Origin of the sequence: Lactobacillus intestinalis, from assembly GCF_024397795.1 — a bacterium.
GTDB lineage: Bacteria > Bacillota > Bacilli > Lactobacillales > Lactobacillaceae > Lactobacillus > Lactobacillus intestinalis.
In genome coordinates this window covers 144,072-159,299 of the sequence record NZ_CP072983.1, presented here as the reverse complement: position 1 = coordinate 159,299, position 15,228 = coordinate 144,072, and the positions used below count along the sequence as shown (strand labels likewise).

Genomic DNA, 15,228 nt, shown 5'->3' with positions numbered 1-15,228 from the left:
TTTCGTTCGAGGAAGTACTAATATGACACAGAATACACAAAAAAAGATGTCTGCTGCTGGATTATTAATCGCGGTCGGCATCGTTTATGGTGATATTGGGACAAGTCCTTTATACGTTATGAAATCCATCGTTGCCGGAAACGGCGGGATTGGTAACGTGAACCGCGATTTTATCGTCGGTTCAATTTCATTAGTATTATGGACTGTCACTTTATTGACGACCCTTCAAACTGTGATTATTGCTTTGAAAGCAACCAACCACGGTGAAGGTGGGATCTTTGCTTTATATGCATTGATCAGAAAGCGTGCTAAATGGTTAGTCCTACCAGCTCTGATTGGGGGAGCGGCCATTTTAGCCGATGGTACATTAACGCCCGCCGTTACTGTTACTACTGCCATTGAAGGGCTGAAGGGGATGGAATTTGGTAAAGGTAACATCCCCGTAAACACGCAATCGATGGTTATTACAATCACGATTATCATCTTGCTGTTCCTCTTCTTAATTCAGCGCATGGGAACCAGCATTATTGGTAAAGCCTTTGGACCAATTATGTTCGTTTGGTTCACATTCCTTGGAATTGTCGGCTTTATGAATATGGCTGGAGACTGGTCAATTTTACAAGCTATCAACCCATACTACGCAATTAAGTTGTTGTTTAGTCCATATAATAAAGCTGGGCTTTTCATTTTAGGATCGATCTTCCTGGCAACTACTGGTGCCGAAGCTCTTTATTCTGACGTAGGTCACGTTGGTAAGAGTAACATCATCGGCTCTTGGCCATATGTCTTTGTTTGTTTATCACTCAACTACTTTGGTCAAGGGGTTTGGATTTTACAAAACCCTAACTACCACACTACTGGTGACTTCAATCCATTCTTTGAAATCATCCCAAGCAATATTCGTTTAGCTGCCATTGGACTTGCAACTATCGCAGCCGTTATTGCTTCACAAGCTTTAATTACTGGTTCATTTACCTTGGTCGCTGAAGCCAGTGGACTTAAGTTCTTACCTAGAATGAACATCCTTTATCCATCAACCGAAAAAGGACAAATTTATATTCCATCTGTGAACAAAATGCTTTGTGCAGCTACCATTGCACTTGTTTTGTTCTTCAGAACTTCGGCTCACATGGAAGCAGCCTATGGTTTATCAATCACTATTTCAATGTTGATGACGACCATCATGCTTTATGAATGGTTGAGAATGCGTGGAAAAGGCGTCCAAAGATTAATTTGGGATTGGGCATTCTTGATTTTCTTTGGTTTCTTGGATGTCATGTTCATGATTTCAAGTTTGAGTAAGTTTACTCACGGTGGTTACGTTTCATTAGTTATTGCTGGCTTTATCTTGGCAATTATGTATGTTTGGTATTACGGAAACAAGATCCGCGACAAGCGCGAATCACGTAACGCCTACGTACGACTTGATGAATACACCAGCATGTTGACGAACTTGAGCCATGATGAAGATTACCCAACTTACGCAACTAACTTGGTTTACATGGCTAAGGTTAAGTACAACAAGTTTATCAAGCGTGAAATTTTGTATTCAATTTTGGATAAACGACCAAAACGTGCCAAGGCATACTGGTTTGTAACTGTTAACGTCACTAATGAACCGTTCACCGCTGAATATGCGGTTAATACTTACGGAACTAAAAACGTAATTAACGTTCAGCTATATCTTGGATTCAAGAAGCAAACTAGCGTAAATGTTTACATTCGTCAGATTGTCCATGATTTGATCGCTGATGGCACCATTGAACCACAGCCACAGGAATACACAACCACTCCTGGACGTGATGTAGGGGACTTCTCATTCGTTATCGTGAACGATGTTATCAGTCCACAAACTCAATTAACAGGTTGGGAAAAATGGATGGTAGAAGCTCGTGTTTGGCTTCAAAACTTATCCTCCAACCCAGCTAGCTGGTTTGGCCTGGAATATGCGGATACCGTGGTTGAACGTGTTCCATTAATCTTAGGTCAACCACATCCTTCATACATTAAACGAATTGCCCCTAAGGACTTTTCAAATATGAAGAAAAATAACGACTAATCAAAAATCCCATCAAACTGAAATTAGTTTGGTGGGATTTTGTTATAATGTGATAAGTAGAACTTAGCTAAGGCAGTGACTATCCATTCAAAAGGAAGGGATGCCTACGGGACAATTTAATGAAAACAGCCCGGAAATCCCCTTACTTTAGTGAGGGGATGGATAGGGCTTGCCATCTCTGACGGCATTGTAAATCTGATCATTGATATACTTTTCTACTACTTCTTTAGACATATTTCCTACACTGCCAAAATAATAACTTGGTGACCATAAATGACCGCCCCACATCTTGCTTTGTTTGATTTCGGGATGATTCTGGAAGAATAAAAAAGCGCTTCTTCCTTTGAGTGCTTTGACCACGCTTGAGCCTGATTTTGATGGCCTAAAGCTAATAAGCAAATGAATATGCTCAGACATTATTTCCATTTTTTCGATTTTGATTTGATTATCTGCGGCTACTTGTTTGAGCAGCCCTTGCATTTCTTGTGCCAGGTTTTGATTAGTAAAGATTGGATTGCGATATTTAGTACACCAAATTAAATGATAGTGTGCATTATAGACGTAGTGTTTTTCATAGCCTGCGTCTTTTATTTTGTCTCTCTTCTTATTCATAGTCTAATATCCTTTCGTCTATTATATATCTATTTACTGTTGATTATAAGATATACATAGGATATAATCAAATTACAATAATACAAGGAGGTGAAATACATGAAAAGAATGAGCAGTTTAGCCTATCATTTTGGCGTTAAGCTTCGCTTTTATCCTAGTTCTAAGCAAAAGAAAATCATTAAACTAAACTATGATGCGCAGCGCTTTGTCTACAACTCTTATGTAGGACGCAATCGGACTAGTTATCATGCTAAACGCTATTTAGCTGTTAAGCAAAGTAATGCAATGCCATTTGCTTTTTCTGCTCTTAATAGCTATGAAGTCCAACTGGCAGAAACAGTAGTCATCAATCATGAATTATTGGCTAAGCCTAAGAATATTCGTGATGCTTATAGCTTTTTACGTGTTAAAGAAATCGATAGTCTCGCTCTTGCCAATGCGATTCAAAACTATCACAAGGCTTGGAAAAATTATCGCAAGATGGGACACGGAATTCCGACTTTTCACAAAAAACGCAGCGACTGGTCATATCAGACCAACTGTCAATATCCTAAGCAGTCAGAAGCCTATCTTGATAACGGGACAGCTAGATTTATTGATGCTAAACATATTAAATTGCCTAAGCTGGGAATTGTCCGCATTGCTGGTTTTAGAAAACTGATTAAAGAGCGCTTGCTTAAGCAGATTCCAACTAGAATTGGCACAGTCACGATAAAAAAGACCGCTGATGACCAGTTCTACCTGTCTATGCAATTAGGCAGCGATACTGCTTTTGTTAAGCCTTATGCCAAAACCAGCAGTCAAATTGGGATTGACCTTAATCTGGATAATTTCTTAACGGAATCCAATGGATCAATGGTGGCCAATCCACGTTTCTATCGTAAAGCTAAAAAACAGCTTGCTCACGCTCAACGTGTGCTTTCTCGCAGACAAAGACGTGCTAAGCAAGAAGGACGAAATTTGGGGACGGCAAGGAATTATCAAAAACAGCGACTAGCAGTCGCTAAACTGCACGATAAGATCAGAAGACAGCGTAATGACTTTTTACAAGTACTCTCAACTGCACTAATCAAAAGCCACGATTTAGTAGTTGCCGAGGAATTAAGAAGCAAGAACCTGTTAAAGAATCATGCCTTGTCGCAATCAATTTCTGATGTCGGCTGGCGTAGTTTCCTTAGTATGCTGGCTTATAAGGCAGATCTATATGGTAAAGAGTTCAAAACAATTGATCCTAAATATACCACTCAACGCTGTCATGCTTGTGGCAGTATTATGGGCCAAAACGGTTATAAGAAGTTAACGCTTAAAGATCGGGAGTGGACTTGTCCAATTTGTCGAATGCCCCATATTCGTGATTGGAATGCGGCAGTGAACATCTTAGAAAAAGGATTAAGCAAGTGGCAAAATCCTAAAATAAAAAAAGCAGCCTAGAAAGGCTGCAGTCCGTTAGCAACTCGCGGACTTAAAAGGCTTTGGTAATTAGACGACCTCTATCGGCAATAGTCAAAAGACTATTGCTGGTAAGTCAAGTCCGTATCTAAGCAAGTTGGTGTTCTGGTTAGCGCAAGCTAACGAGCCACTAAGCCCTAGACTTCAGTCTAGGGTAGTTGACATTACCAAATCACAACACGCTTATCAGGATCAAGCCACATACCATCTTCTGGCTTCACATCAAATGCCTTGTAGAATTCCTCTTGGCATTGTGATTGAACATTAGCTCTTTCTGGACCCGGTGCGTGCACATCAATCGAAACTTGCGTCTTGATACTTTCTGGCAATTGTTTAGTTGCCCAAACACGAGCAAAGTTTTCAAAGACTTCCTTCATATTGCCGTTCTCGCCCTTATTAGCTTCAACTGCAGCAGTTAAGCCACCTTGGTCCGCAATATTTTCAGAAACGATTTGCTTACCATTCAAAACCACTGGACCATATTTAATACCATCGAAAAGTTTAACCTCAGCTTGAGTCCGCTTTTCAAATTCCGCAAAGTCTTCATCAGTCCACCAATTCTTCAAGTTACCAAATTCATCAAACTTGGCACCATTATTATCAAAGGCGTGAGAAATTTCGTGCGCGATAACTACACCAATTCCACCATAGTTCAAACTACGTGATTGATGTAAGTCGTAGAATGGCTTTTGCAAAATGGCAGCTGGGAAGGTAATATCGTTTCTTTGAGGATCGTAGCACGCATTTACCAAGTTTCCTGGCATAAGCCATACGCTGCGGTCAACTGGCTTGTAAAGTTTGTCTAAATTGTATTGAACAAGAACGCGACCAGCTTCAGCTTCATTTGAGTAAAGACTACCTTCAGGATCAACTTGCAAAAGATCATATACTTCTTCGATCTTTTCTGGGTAACCAATCTTCAAGATCAAAGCACGTAGCTTAACAATTGCCTTCTTTTTAGTATCTTCTGAAAGCCAGTCATTTTCACTGATTCGCTTTTCATAAACATCAATCATTCGATGAATCATGTCTTCAACGTCAGCCTTGGCTTCAGAACCAAAATAAGTTTGACCGTAGTAAACACCTACTACTTCACTGAACAAGCCGTTAGCGATGTAGTAAGCTTGTTTAACACCCTTTGAGAGTTCTGGTTGACCAGATAAAGCTTGAGAAAATGGAAAGGCAGCTTCACGAAATTCTTGAGACAAAAGACTCGCAGCTCCATTAATAAACTTAGCAAGCATCCAACCCTTAATTTCTTCAAAAGTATCTTCGTTAACAAGTTCTTCAAAGTGATCTAAGAAGCGTGGTTCAATGACAATAATTCTGTCAGGCTTCTTATCAAAGAGTTCACCCAAAAGGTGATCAAAATCAAATGAAGTTATCTTTTCTTCAAAGTCTTCAATTGACATTGGATTGTACATTGCTGGATAATCTGCACGCTCTTCTGAAGACTTAGCCACTTTTGAAAGACGCTCATCAAACTTCAAAGCATTTTGAGCATACTTTTCTGCATCTTCTTCACTGATTCCAGCCATCGTCAAAAGCTTCACAGTTTGCTTCTTATAAATGTCAAGCAACTTCTTAGCATCAGGACTTTTATAAGTTGTCGTATCTGGCAAAATCAAGTTTGGACGGTCGAATTGAAGGACATTAACCTTAGTATTCTTCATATCGGCATCAACGTCTAATGTGAATGGGACAGCGAAGTTTCTAAATAATTCACCAGCCTGTTCATTAAGATCAGCTAAGCTATTAAGACTAGTCAAAGTCTTTAAGTCGGCCTGAATCGGCTTGGCACCATCCGCATTTCTCTTGTCGAAATCACGAGCGAGCTTGTAAAGTTCTACAGCCTTTTTAAGATTTGGCACATTAGGAATCTCTTTTTTACCATCAGCAAAATCAGCAAAATCGCTCATCAATTCCTTTTCAATGTTCAAATCAATTCCATCAAAACTACTGATTCGAGAACGATCAGATGGAATTTCAGTGTTTTCGAGCCATTTAGAGTTAACAGCTAAATATAAATTATCTTGTGGACGGGCATTCACATCAGCTTTGGTAATGTCACCAGCGCCACCGCGAACCATCATTTTATTATTCATGCAGGAAAATCCTCCTTAATATTAAAATCAAAATTGTCATAGTTTAATAATATCATTTTTATTTCAAAATTACTGCCCTTACTTATAAATTGTTAGTTTCTTATGCAATTTTGCATAAAGTGGCACCATTAAGGCGATCATTAAGGCAATTACAATCGCTGCTACCCAGAAAAATGGAATATAACCTGCACGATCAATTACTAAACCACCAAACAATGGCCCAAAGGCACGTCCTACACCACTAGCAACCATAATTGATCCTTGGTATTTTCCCTTGCTGGATTTAGGTGACAAATCGTTTACATAGGCAGGAATAGCTGGAAACGCAGTTGATTCACCCAAAGTTAAGATAATCATTGACAAGGCAAAGTGAGCAAAGTCTTTGGCAAAAACCAAGGTGATGAATGAAATTGAAAACATACAAATTCCAAAAATAATTTGTTGGAAAATATTTTTGAAAATTTTAGGAAAACGCGCCAAAATTCCTTGCATAACCACAATAATTCCAGCATTAAGTGTCCACAATAAACTGTAAAGGTGGAATGGAATTCCCAGTGAAACCATATAAACGGACAAGTTAGATTCCCAGTTCATGTACATTAGCCAAGTCACTGCCAAAGTAGTGAAGAAGGCCATCGACATAATAAAATTACATTTTGGCATTGGTTCAGCCTTTTGACTGACTCCACTTTGGCCTTTTTTAACTCGCTCTTGATGAAAGGCAATGATTGGTTTGTAGTTGAAGATCGCATTAACCAAAGCCACCACAAATAATGACGCCGCTATAATGAACAACACGGTTACAGAATAATCATAAAGATACCCTACAATCAAAGTTCCTGTTACTACTCCTAAATTTTGTGAAAAATACAAAATGTTAAAAACATATCGTCCGGGATATTTCTTTAAACTAGTCGCAATCGAATTAATTAAGGTACCATTCCATCCCCCTAAAAATCCGGTCAATGTTAGCCATACCCAATATTCCGGCCAACCATGAAACGCAGCCATCAAAAATAGCACCACTGCATCCAGTCCTAATCCCCACAAAACAAGTGGATAAGGATTTAATTTATCATAAAGTCGTCCTGCAATAATTGAACCTAGGATATTAGCCGCACAATTGAAAAATAGTACGACACCAATCATCGAAAGACTAACATGCAATTGCTTATTTAAATAAACAGAAGTCAACGGCCAAATAAAACTAGCTCCAATCCACGTAACTAATTCTCCTAAAATTAGCCAGTGCAATTTAACTTCTGTATCTGAATTAAAATTCCCCCGCTCAGTTTTCATTCAAATTCTCCTTTCGTTAATTGCCTAAGTGTAACAAAAAATAGTGGCTCAAGTGAAGAGTCACCATTTTACTTTAATCTGACTTTTTATCAAATTTATCTTTATTTTCTAGTGTCTTGGTACCAGTAATATTCTTAAATTTAGTAATATCTTGAACAGTTTCTAGACAACCTAAGTAGTTATCTTGGGCATCCCGCACAGCAAAGAAAGATAGATAAATAATTCGACCTCTTACATTTACCCAAAAGTCTTCACTATCTGAATATCCTTTGTGAAAATCATTCAAAATTTTCAACACTTTATCAATACTTTTCGGTGGGTGACAACGAATAACCGGACGCCCAATTACTGATCTTGTTCTTGGAAATACTCTATCGGAATTAGAAAACCATTTTACTCGATCATGTGCGTCCACAAATGTTAGATCAATTGGCAACACATTGAAAATCGCCGGAATCTCTTTCAAACTAAGTGATCCCACTTCCAATTTAACCACAATATCTTCCATATTCGGTACAATTAAACTTGGGCCGGTGTTCGAATCACCAATTGGATAACTTTCATCACCCTTTAAAATATCCGATGATTTAATATTTGTATCAATATGAGATAGTTGACTAACATATTTATGAAAAGCCTGGACTATCTGTTTATTCAGATCGGATTTTTGATCCAAATATAGCTGATTTTCTTCAATTTCTTCCTTAGTTGGATCCCAGCGTGGAGGAGTATCAATTAAACAATATCCAACTTCAACTTCATCTTGTTTAACAATATGCCAATCCTTAGTAGAAACAACATCTTCCAAAAGTGGCATACAAACAGCTTCTTCTTGAAAAACGAGTCTTAATACCTGATATGCCATTTTTTCTACCAAAGCTTCTATAAAATATTTATCTGGCATTGGATCTTGACGAATTACAGATGCGACTTTTTTAACTAAATCACGAACATCATCATCCATTTGCCACAATTTTGAAGTTTGCTCTTCACTAGCGAGCCCATTTTTAACAAGAAGCGGATAAATTGAAATTTCTTTACGTGAATAATGATTTTTCAAATCATGTAAACGATCAACACCATTTTGAAGTCTAGCTAAAGCTGCACTATCTTTACCATCTTGTTGCCAAATTTTTAATTGAGGTAAAATTTCATTTTGAATCAAATTAGTGATTTGATCATTTTCTTGTCTAAAAGTATAGAGCGGATGGCCAGGAACCATACATGCCGCTGCTTGATACTGCTTTGCTTTTTCTAAAAAAGAGGAGCCTTTAGAATAGTCGCCACCATCAATCAGAAATTGCAAAGTCTCTAGCAGATTTTTCTCTCTTTTTATACCTATATCCTTTGAATTCACCATTGTCCGATCGTACCCTCTCTTCTACTGAAAGCTGTTAATAACTAGTATAACTCATTATTCGCTTAGTATGAAAATAGTATTAACTTTTGCTGTTCTCCTCGAAATAATATCATTAGCCTTCAATAAAAGTAAAGCCGAAAAAAGCTATATTTTTCGTTTTTCCGTCTTTTTTGCACGAATTTCTGTTACATCTTCAGCTACTTCAAGACAACCCAAGTATTTTCCTTCTTCATCCCTTACTGCGTAATAGCGCAAGTAAAGATAGCGCCCCATCTTTCGTGGTTCAAACCAAAATTCGTATTTATCTTTCTTTCCAGTATGAAATTCATCAAAAATACGGTGAATAATTGGGCGACTTTTTGCTGGGTGACAGGAAAAAACTGAATTTCCTAATACATTTTTTGAATGGGGATAAATAGATGCACCCCCTCCAAAATATGTCACCTTATCGTTTTCATCGATAAAAGTTAAAGCAAATGGCAAAATATCTAAAATCGCCTCTAATTGCTTCAAGTTTAAGCTTCCTTCTTTAAAATTAATTGCCAAAGAGGTCAATTTATCAATCGAAATCGCACCTGAAGTAGTTTCCGGCATTTTAGGCTTCCAATTCATCGGTGTAGCGATCAAAGTATAGCCGATTTGTTTTTCCTCAAGTTTCACGTTATACCAATCTTGAGAAGTGGCGACCTCATCAAGCATGGGAATCATAATCTCTTCTTCTTTAAAGATCATCTCTAACACTTCATGACTCGCCTTTTTTATTGCTTCTGCTAAAGAGTGTTCTTCTGGATGAGCTTGATTTGCTAGATGTTGTGCATTTTTAATTAAGTTGCGAATATCATCATCCACTCCCCACATCACTTCCGGTGGAGCTGTAATTCCATATTTATTCATTATTGGAAAAATAGAAGTTTCTTTTCGCCTATAATGCTTATCAATTGTCGCTAAATCTGAAAGTGCTTTTTGAATTTTAGTGATGGACTCAGGATTTGGATCTTCTTCCCATTTTTCTAAATTAGGTAAGAGATAGTCATTAATTAACGATTTAATTACGATATTTTCTAGTTTTAACGTATTTACTGGGTGGCCTGGTTTTTCAAAATCAGAATTTAGTTCATTTTGCTTAATATTCCCCTTAAATACTTCCGCATGAACATTACATAAATATTGAATTTGACTAGGATCTAGACCCCCAGCAATCAATTCACACTCAGCTTCTGTAATTTCAGAGACATCCACTTGATCAAAACGATCCTGAAACATCTTTTTAGCTGTATCAAAATCACCACCATCATGAATGTAATGCAAAATTTCTAAAATTGCTTTTTGTCTATCTTCCTTCATCAAATTTATATCCCTTCTCCTCAAGCTTCTTCTTAACGTCCTCAATATCAAAACCCATAGCTTTAGATCCTAATTCCAAATTCATCACCCGGCCAACGGTATTGAGCATCCCTGGAATTTTGATTCTAGTAAATCCAATATCATACATATCTTGGACAAAGTCAGGATACTCTTGGGCAAAAGTTTTAATTGAAGTATAGAAATCTAAGAGTTTTTCGTCAGAATAGGACTTCTCAGATTTAACTTCCCCAACTCCTAACGCTTTTTTGGCTGCATCGCTCATCCGATCCGTTGACCAAACTGGATACCAAACCAATTTAACATCTACACTTTCAATACCTGGAGTTTTCAAAACAGCTTTTTTAATTTCTTGATCTAAATACTCGTTTAAGGGACATCCCATAGTAGTGAGCGTCATTGTCACTGTGCAATGGCTATCTTCAATATCCACTCCATAAATTAACCCCAAATTAACAATATCCACAAACAATTCCGGATCTTCTACATCTTGCAAATTACGAATAATTTGATCTGCGATTTTTACTTTATCTTGCATCTTTACCTAAAAAAATAAGGAGAAAACAAGCATGTCTCCCCTTACTTTCCTTTCAATTATCTTTCTAATTTATCCCAAATAATGACTTTATCAGCTTTAAGCGACTTTTGAACGTCAATAATCCGCTGATTGCTGGAACCTCTAAACTGCAGCGTTAAATCTTTCTTACTTTCCAAAAATCGACCATCTACTAAAATATCAATCTTTGAAAGCATTTCTTTTTTGTCAGGAGTTTCTTGCATTAATTCATCCCAAGTATAACCTGACCAAGACCAAATGTCTTTTTTATTTCCAAATTCTTTACGAACTCGATTAATTAACTTTAAACAAACCCAGGTATTAAGAAATGGTTCTCCGCCAAGGAGCGTCAAGCCTTGTACATAACTTTGTGAAAGATCATCAATAATCTTATCTTCAAGCTCTTGTGTATAAACTTTACCATAATTAAAGTTTTGAGCTGCTAAGTTATAACACCCAGGACAATCAAACAAACATCCTGATACATAAAGACTACAACGAACTCCTTCACCATCTACAAAATTGAAAGGCTTATAGTCAGCTATTTTATGCAAACTATAATCTTCTGTTTTCCATTCGCCCGGTTTAGGATCTTTTGGCATTTTTTGAGTCAATCGTTTTTTAGGTTTAATATCCTTTTTAGGCTTATATTGATTTGAATTAACAAAAACCGTATCTCCACCCACATTAATTTTTATCAAATTATTGCGAGTATCAGGTCCTTCTTGATTATTCTGATCTTTTTCTGGCATTAGTATTGCTCATTTCTTCTAGTTTCGTCATTTGCCATTTGAGTTTCTAAACCTTGATTCATGTGTTTTACACGATGAGCAATTTCCTCATGACGACCATGAACCATTGGCCGCTTCAAAGGATTTCCTAAATAACCACAAGTTCTTTTCACACAATCACAAGTTTTAGGATCATGATTTCCACATTCAGGACATTGAAAACCTTTTGCCGTAGCTTTAAACTCCCCGGCAAAACCACACTTGTAACATTTATCAATTGGCGTGTTAGTACCCAGGTACCCAACCTTGTCATATGCCCAGTCCCAAACAGCTTCTAAAGCTGCCGGATTTTGCTTAAGATTAGGATATTCACAATAATGAATAAAACCACCTGCTGCATATTTTGGATAATCCATTTCAAAACTTAGTTTTTCAAATGGAGTTGGATGCTTACGCACATCATAGTGGAAAGAGTTTGTATAGTAATCCTTATCAGTAATATCTTTAATCTTGCCAAACTTATTTGTATCTAAACGGCAAAAACGGTCCGTTAAACTTTCACTTGGAGTGGAATAGAGACTGTAATGATAATGGTTTGGATCTTCTTTTTCCCATTTAGCACATAATCCATGCATCTTTTTGACAATTTGGACGGTAAAATCATGGGCGTCCTTATTCTTTTCCCAATCAGGTCCATAAAATACAGTTCCTACTTCATAAAGACCAATGTACCCTAAAGAAATAGTTGCACGACCATTCTTAAATAGGTCGTTTACATTTCCATCTTCACTCAATCTCTTGCCAAAGGCGCCAAATTGATAAAGAATTGGCGCATTTACTGGAACAGCCTCAGTTACGCGATGAGCTTTAAATTTTAATGCTTCATGGGCTGTTCTCATTCGTACATTAAAGATTTTCCAGAATAAGTCCATATCCCCGTGTGATTCAATGGCAATGCGTGGCAAGTTAACCGTCACTACTCCGAGGTTCATGCGTCCAGAGTTAACCTCTTTACCATTTTTATCTTTCCATCCTTGCAAAAAGGATCGGCAACCCATTGGACACTTAAATGATCCAGTAATTTCTTTGATCTTGTCATACATCAATACATCAGGATACATTCTCTTAGTTGAACATTCAATGGCCAGCTTTTTAACATCATAGTTAGGATCGCCTGGATGTAAGTTAAGACCCTTTTTGATAGTAAAAAGCAATTTAGGGAAAATCGCAGTTCGATGTTCCTTGCCCAAGCCAGCAATTCGAATACGTAGAATATCTTTTTGGATTTCTTTTTCAATCCAAGAAGTTCCTAAGCCATATCCCAAACTAGTAAAGGGAGTTTGACCTTGGCTAGAAAACATCGTGTTGATCTCATATTCTAGGCTTTGCATTGCATCATAAATATCTTTCTTAGTGCGTTTTTTAGCAAATGCTTCCGCCTTATCCTTATCATCAATTAATTCATAGGCAGCTTTTAAGTGCTTCTCATAATTCTTTTGAGCAAATGGAGCTAAAACTTGATCCGCTCTATCAAAAGAACATCCTCCATACTGACTAGATGCGACATTAGTGATGATTTGCGCAACTTGACTAGTAGCTACTCCAATTGAATTTGGACTTTCCATAAACGCATTTCCAATCTTAAAACCATTGGTAAGCATTTCCTTAAAATCAATCAAGCAACAGTTTGACATCGGTGAAAGAGGGGTGTAATCAAGATCGTGCCAGTGAATATCACCACGCAAGTGAGCCTTTGCAATATGTTCAGGCATCATAGTTAAACCAACCGTTTTTCCTACCACACCCGCAGTTAAATCCCGTTGAGTACTAAAGACATCACTATCTTTATTAGCATTTTCGTTGACGATAGTGGGATCTTTATGAACTAATCTTTCTAGTCGATTCTTAGTATCGGTTTGCTTTTCCCATTCTTCTTGATCTTTTTGGCGGTATGTCACATATTTCTTAGCTTCATCTAAGTAACCCAAAGAATTTAAACTATCATGAAAAGCTTGAGCTACTTCTTCTGCTTTTACATTTTGTGAAGACAAACGAGAAATAATTTCTGCCAAGAGAGGTACTTTGACATCATCAAGATCTAAATTGTGAAGTACCATTTCCAATTTAAAAATCTCAAAAGGATATTTAGCACCATCCCGTTTGATGAAGGTTTTCAGCATTGTTAAATCTTCCAAGCGTGTGTTAATTTCTTGTTTTAGCATTTTGTTCACTACTCCTTAAGACGTAGCTAAATCATATCATAACTACAAGATATTGTATCCTATATAAACTTTGCTATCTATAAGTTGTATTAGGCAAAATTGCGATGTGAACGACCTTCAGCAAATAAAAATTATTTTTTAAAAAATTTGCACAAAAAAGTAGGATATTCTTTGAATACCCTACTTCAATTAGTTTATTAATTATTCTTCTTTTCGAAGTATTGTCCTTTGTTAACTTCAAAATATTGCTTGTATCTTGAGTAGTAATTATGGAACATGTATTTCATTAAAAGCCAACGTTTAAAGTTGCGATCTTTATCATAAAAGACAGTTGTACCATAGCGACCTTCATGAATTAATTCTTCTGCTGTACGTTTTGCTTCGTTATCAACAGCATATTCCTTAAAGATCTTGTTTGGTACTCCAAGCCAAAGAACGTGCTTAGACTTTAATTTATTACCATATACAGTCTTCTTATCCTTCAAATTATCTTCTACGTAGTCATCAATATACCACTTAGCTAAATTGTAACCATTTAAAGTTACATAAAAACTTGAACGACCTTGACGCAAGTTAATTTCGAAGAACTTGTACTCCCCGTCACGTTCATCATACTTAATATCAAAGTTAGCCATACCAGTGTAGTTCAATTTTTCAAGGAAAGTTTGAACTTGTTCGTATAACTTTTCATCATATTCTGGCAAGATGGTCATGTAGTTACCAATTGATTGAGGAGTTGGATCTTCAAGAAGTGGGTGACCTAAACACATCATCTTTACTTGGTGATTCTTATCAACATATGCATTCAAAGTACGCATATTAGAGTCATCCCCTGGAATAAAGTCTTGCAAGATCAAGTCTTCTTTATATCCATGAGTGTAGATCTTATTTACGATATCAGCAAGTTCTGCTTCATCATGAATTGTAAAAGTCTTCTTACGACCTTCAAATTGACAATTAAGCCAAGAAACAGGATCTTCTGGCTTTAATTCGACTGGATAATCAAATGGAATATCTAAGTGCTTCTTAGCCTTGTATTCATCCATAGTAATGATCTTAGTCTTTGGATATGGCAAGCCATACTTTTCTGCAGTTTCGTAAAAGCCTTCTTTTGAAATAAGGACTTCCAACAAATCATAGTCAATGTAGGGAACGATGAATACTTCACTTAATTCATCCTTATGCTTTGCCAATAGTTCTGCATAACCATCACCACAAGCAATCAAAATTACAGGTTCCTTGTGATTCTTGTAAATTTCCATCTTCTTGTGCATTACATCCATGAAAGTTGGATCAGCACTAAAACCATGGTGGATTTCAACATCCACAATTTTTGAATAACGAGTAGCAGCAAGTTGAATATCAGCTAGTGCTTTAACCTTAATTCCATAAGCTTCGTTAAATGAACGAGCCATTCCATACACATTAATATCACTGCCAAGTAAAATTGGCGTAAACTTCTTAGTCATTATT

11 protein-coding genes are annotated in these 15,228 nt (G+C 37.0%); 2 read left to right on the top strand and 9 right to left on the bottom strand.

Going from position 1 to position 15,228, the window contains the following annotated elements; translation table 11 throughout:
* The first annotated feature begins 22 nt into the window (after nt 1-22).
* The gene (locus tag KBW87_RS00780; RefSeq protein WP_057810202.1) at nt 23-2,059 is read left to right on the top strand and encodes a KUP/HAK/KT family potassium transporter; all 2,037 of its coding nucleotides are present in this window, start codon (nt 23-25) and stop codon (nt 2,057-2,059) included.
* 147 nt (nt 2,060-2,206) lie between these two features.
* Here the strand turns inward: KBW87_RS00780 and tnpA are convergent, their stop codons facing one another.
* Nucleotides 2,207-2,671 (bottom strand): IS200/IS605 family transposase, encoded by a 465-nt coding sequence (tnpA, locus tag KBW87_RS00775; protein WP_057810388.1) that lies wholly within the window; start codon nt 2,669-2,671, stop codon nt 2,207-2,209.
* Between the two features lie 99 nt (nt 2,672-2,770).
* Between tnpA and KBW87_RS00770 the strand changes: the two genes are divergently transcribed.
* Nucleotides 2,771-4,102, top strand: a complete 1,332-nt coding sequence (locus tag KBW87_RS00770) for an RNA-guided endonuclease InsQ/TnpB family protein (RefSeq protein ID WP_255807124.1) — start codon at nt 2,771-2,773, stop codon at nt 4,100-4,102.
* 182 nt (nt 4,103-4,284) lie between these two features.
* Here KBW87_RS00770 and KBW87_RS00765 read toward each other — a convergent pair whose 3' ends face one another.
* The 8 genes from KBW87_RS00765 to KBW87_RS00730 all read right to left on the bottom strand — a co-directional run bounded on the left by KBW87_RS00765 (nt 4,285) and on the right by KBW87_RS00730 (nt 15,224).
* Entirely contained in the window at nt 4,285-6,225 is a 1,941-nt protein-coding gene (locus tag KBW87_RS00765) for a M13 family metallopeptidase (protein ID WP_057809425.1), read from the bottom strand.
* A gap of 78 nt (nt 6,226-6,303) precedes the next feature.
* A complete protein-coding gene (locus KBW87_RS00760) occupies nt 6,304-7,524 on the bottom strand; it encodes an MDR family MFS transporter (protein WP_057809422.1) in 1,221 nt (406 codons plus the stop codon).
* Between the two features lie 73 nt (nt 7,525-7,597).
* Nucleotides 7,598-8,884: a PAS domain-containing protein gene (locus tag KBW87_RS00755; protein ID WP_057809420.1), complete on the bottom strand. Its 1,287-nt coding sequence runs from the start codon at nt 8,882-8,884 to the stop codon at nt 7,598-7,600.
* Nucleotides 8,885-9,028: 144 nt separating this feature from the next.
* Complete coding sequence (locus KBW87_RS00750; RefSeq protein ID WP_057809419.1) at nt 9,029-10,228, bottom strand: DUF438 domain-containing protein; 1,200 nt, start codon at nt 10,226-10,228, stop codon at nt 9,029-9,031.
* Nucleotides 10,215-10,784, bottom strand: coding sequence for an iron-sulfur cluster assembly protein (locus KBW87_RS00745; protein ID WP_057809416.1), 570 nt, complete (start codon nt 10,782-10,784; stop codon nt 10,215-10,217). Before KBW87_RS00745 ends, KBW87_RS00750 begins: the two co-directional genes overlap by 14 nt.
* 56 nt (nt 10,785-10,840) lie before the next feature.
* Nucleotides 10,841-11,554 (bottom strand): anaerobic ribonucleoside-triphosphate reductase activating protein, encoded by a 714-nt coding sequence (gene nrdG / locus KBW87_RS00740; protein WP_057809414.1) that lies wholly within the window; start codon nt 11,552-11,554, stop codon nt 10,841-10,843.
* Nucleotides 11,554-13,755, bottom strand: coding sequence for an anaerobic ribonucleoside-triphosphate reductase (gene nrdD / locus KBW87_RS00735; protein ID WP_057809412.1), 2,202 nt, complete (start codon nt 13,753-13,755; stop codon nt 11,554-11,556). The genes nrdG and nrdD overlap by 1 nt, the downstream gene beginning before the upstream one ends.
* Nucleotides 13,756-13,952: 197 nt before the next feature.
* A complete protein-coding gene (locus KBW87_RS00730) occupies nt 13,953-15,224 on the bottom strand; it encodes a carboxylate--amine ligase (RefSeq protein WP_057809410.1) in 1,272 nt (423 codons plus the stop codon).
* Nucleotides 15,225-15,228: the final 4 nt, after the last annotated feature.

Bases quoted from the DNA above. Each gene is read 5' to 3' on its own strand.
- KBW87_RS00760 (WP_057809422.1), bottom strand. From the start codon at position 7,524: ATGAAAACTGAGCGGGGGAATTTTAATTCAGATACAGAAGTTAAATTG.
- KBW87_RS00765 (WP_057809425.1), bottom strand. From the start codon at position 6,225: ATGAATAATAAAATGATGGTTCGCGGTGGCGCTGGTGACATTACCAAA.
- nrdD (WP_057809412.1), bottom strand. From the start codon at position 13,755: ATGCTAAAACAAGAAATTAACACACGCTTGGAAGATTTAACAATGCTG.
- KBW87_RS00780 (WP_057810202.1), top strand. From the start codon at position 23: ATGACACAGAATACACAAAAAAAGATGTCTGCTGCTGGATTATTAATC.
- KBW87_RS00770 (WP_255807124.1), top strand. From the start codon at position 2,771: ATGAAAAGAATGAGCAGTTTAGCCTATCATTTTGGCGTTAAGCTTCGC.
- KBW87_RS00755 (WP_057809420.1), bottom strand. From the start codon at position 8,884: ATGGTGAATTCAAAGGATATAGGTATAAAAAGAGAGAAAAATCTGCTA.
- KBW87_RS00745 (WP_057809416.1), bottom strand. From the start codon at position 10,784: ATGCAAGATAAAGTAAAAATCGCAGATCAAATTATTCGTAATTTGCAA.
- tnpA (WP_057810388.1), bottom strand. From the start codon at position 2,671: ATGAATAAGAAGAGAGACAAAATAAAAGACGCAGGCTATGAAAAACAC.
- KBW87_RS00750 (WP_057809419.1), bottom strand. From the start codon at position 10,228: ATGAAGGAAGATAGACAAAAAGCAATTTTAGAAATTTTGCATTACATT.
- KBW87_RS00730 (WP_057809410.1), bottom strand. From the start codon at position 15,224: ATGACTAAGAAGTTTACGCCAATTTTACTTGGCAGTGATATTAATGTG.
- nrdG (WP_057809414.1), bottom strand. From the start codon at position 11,554: ATGCCAGAAAAAGATCAGAATAATCAAGAAGGACCTGATACTCGCAAT.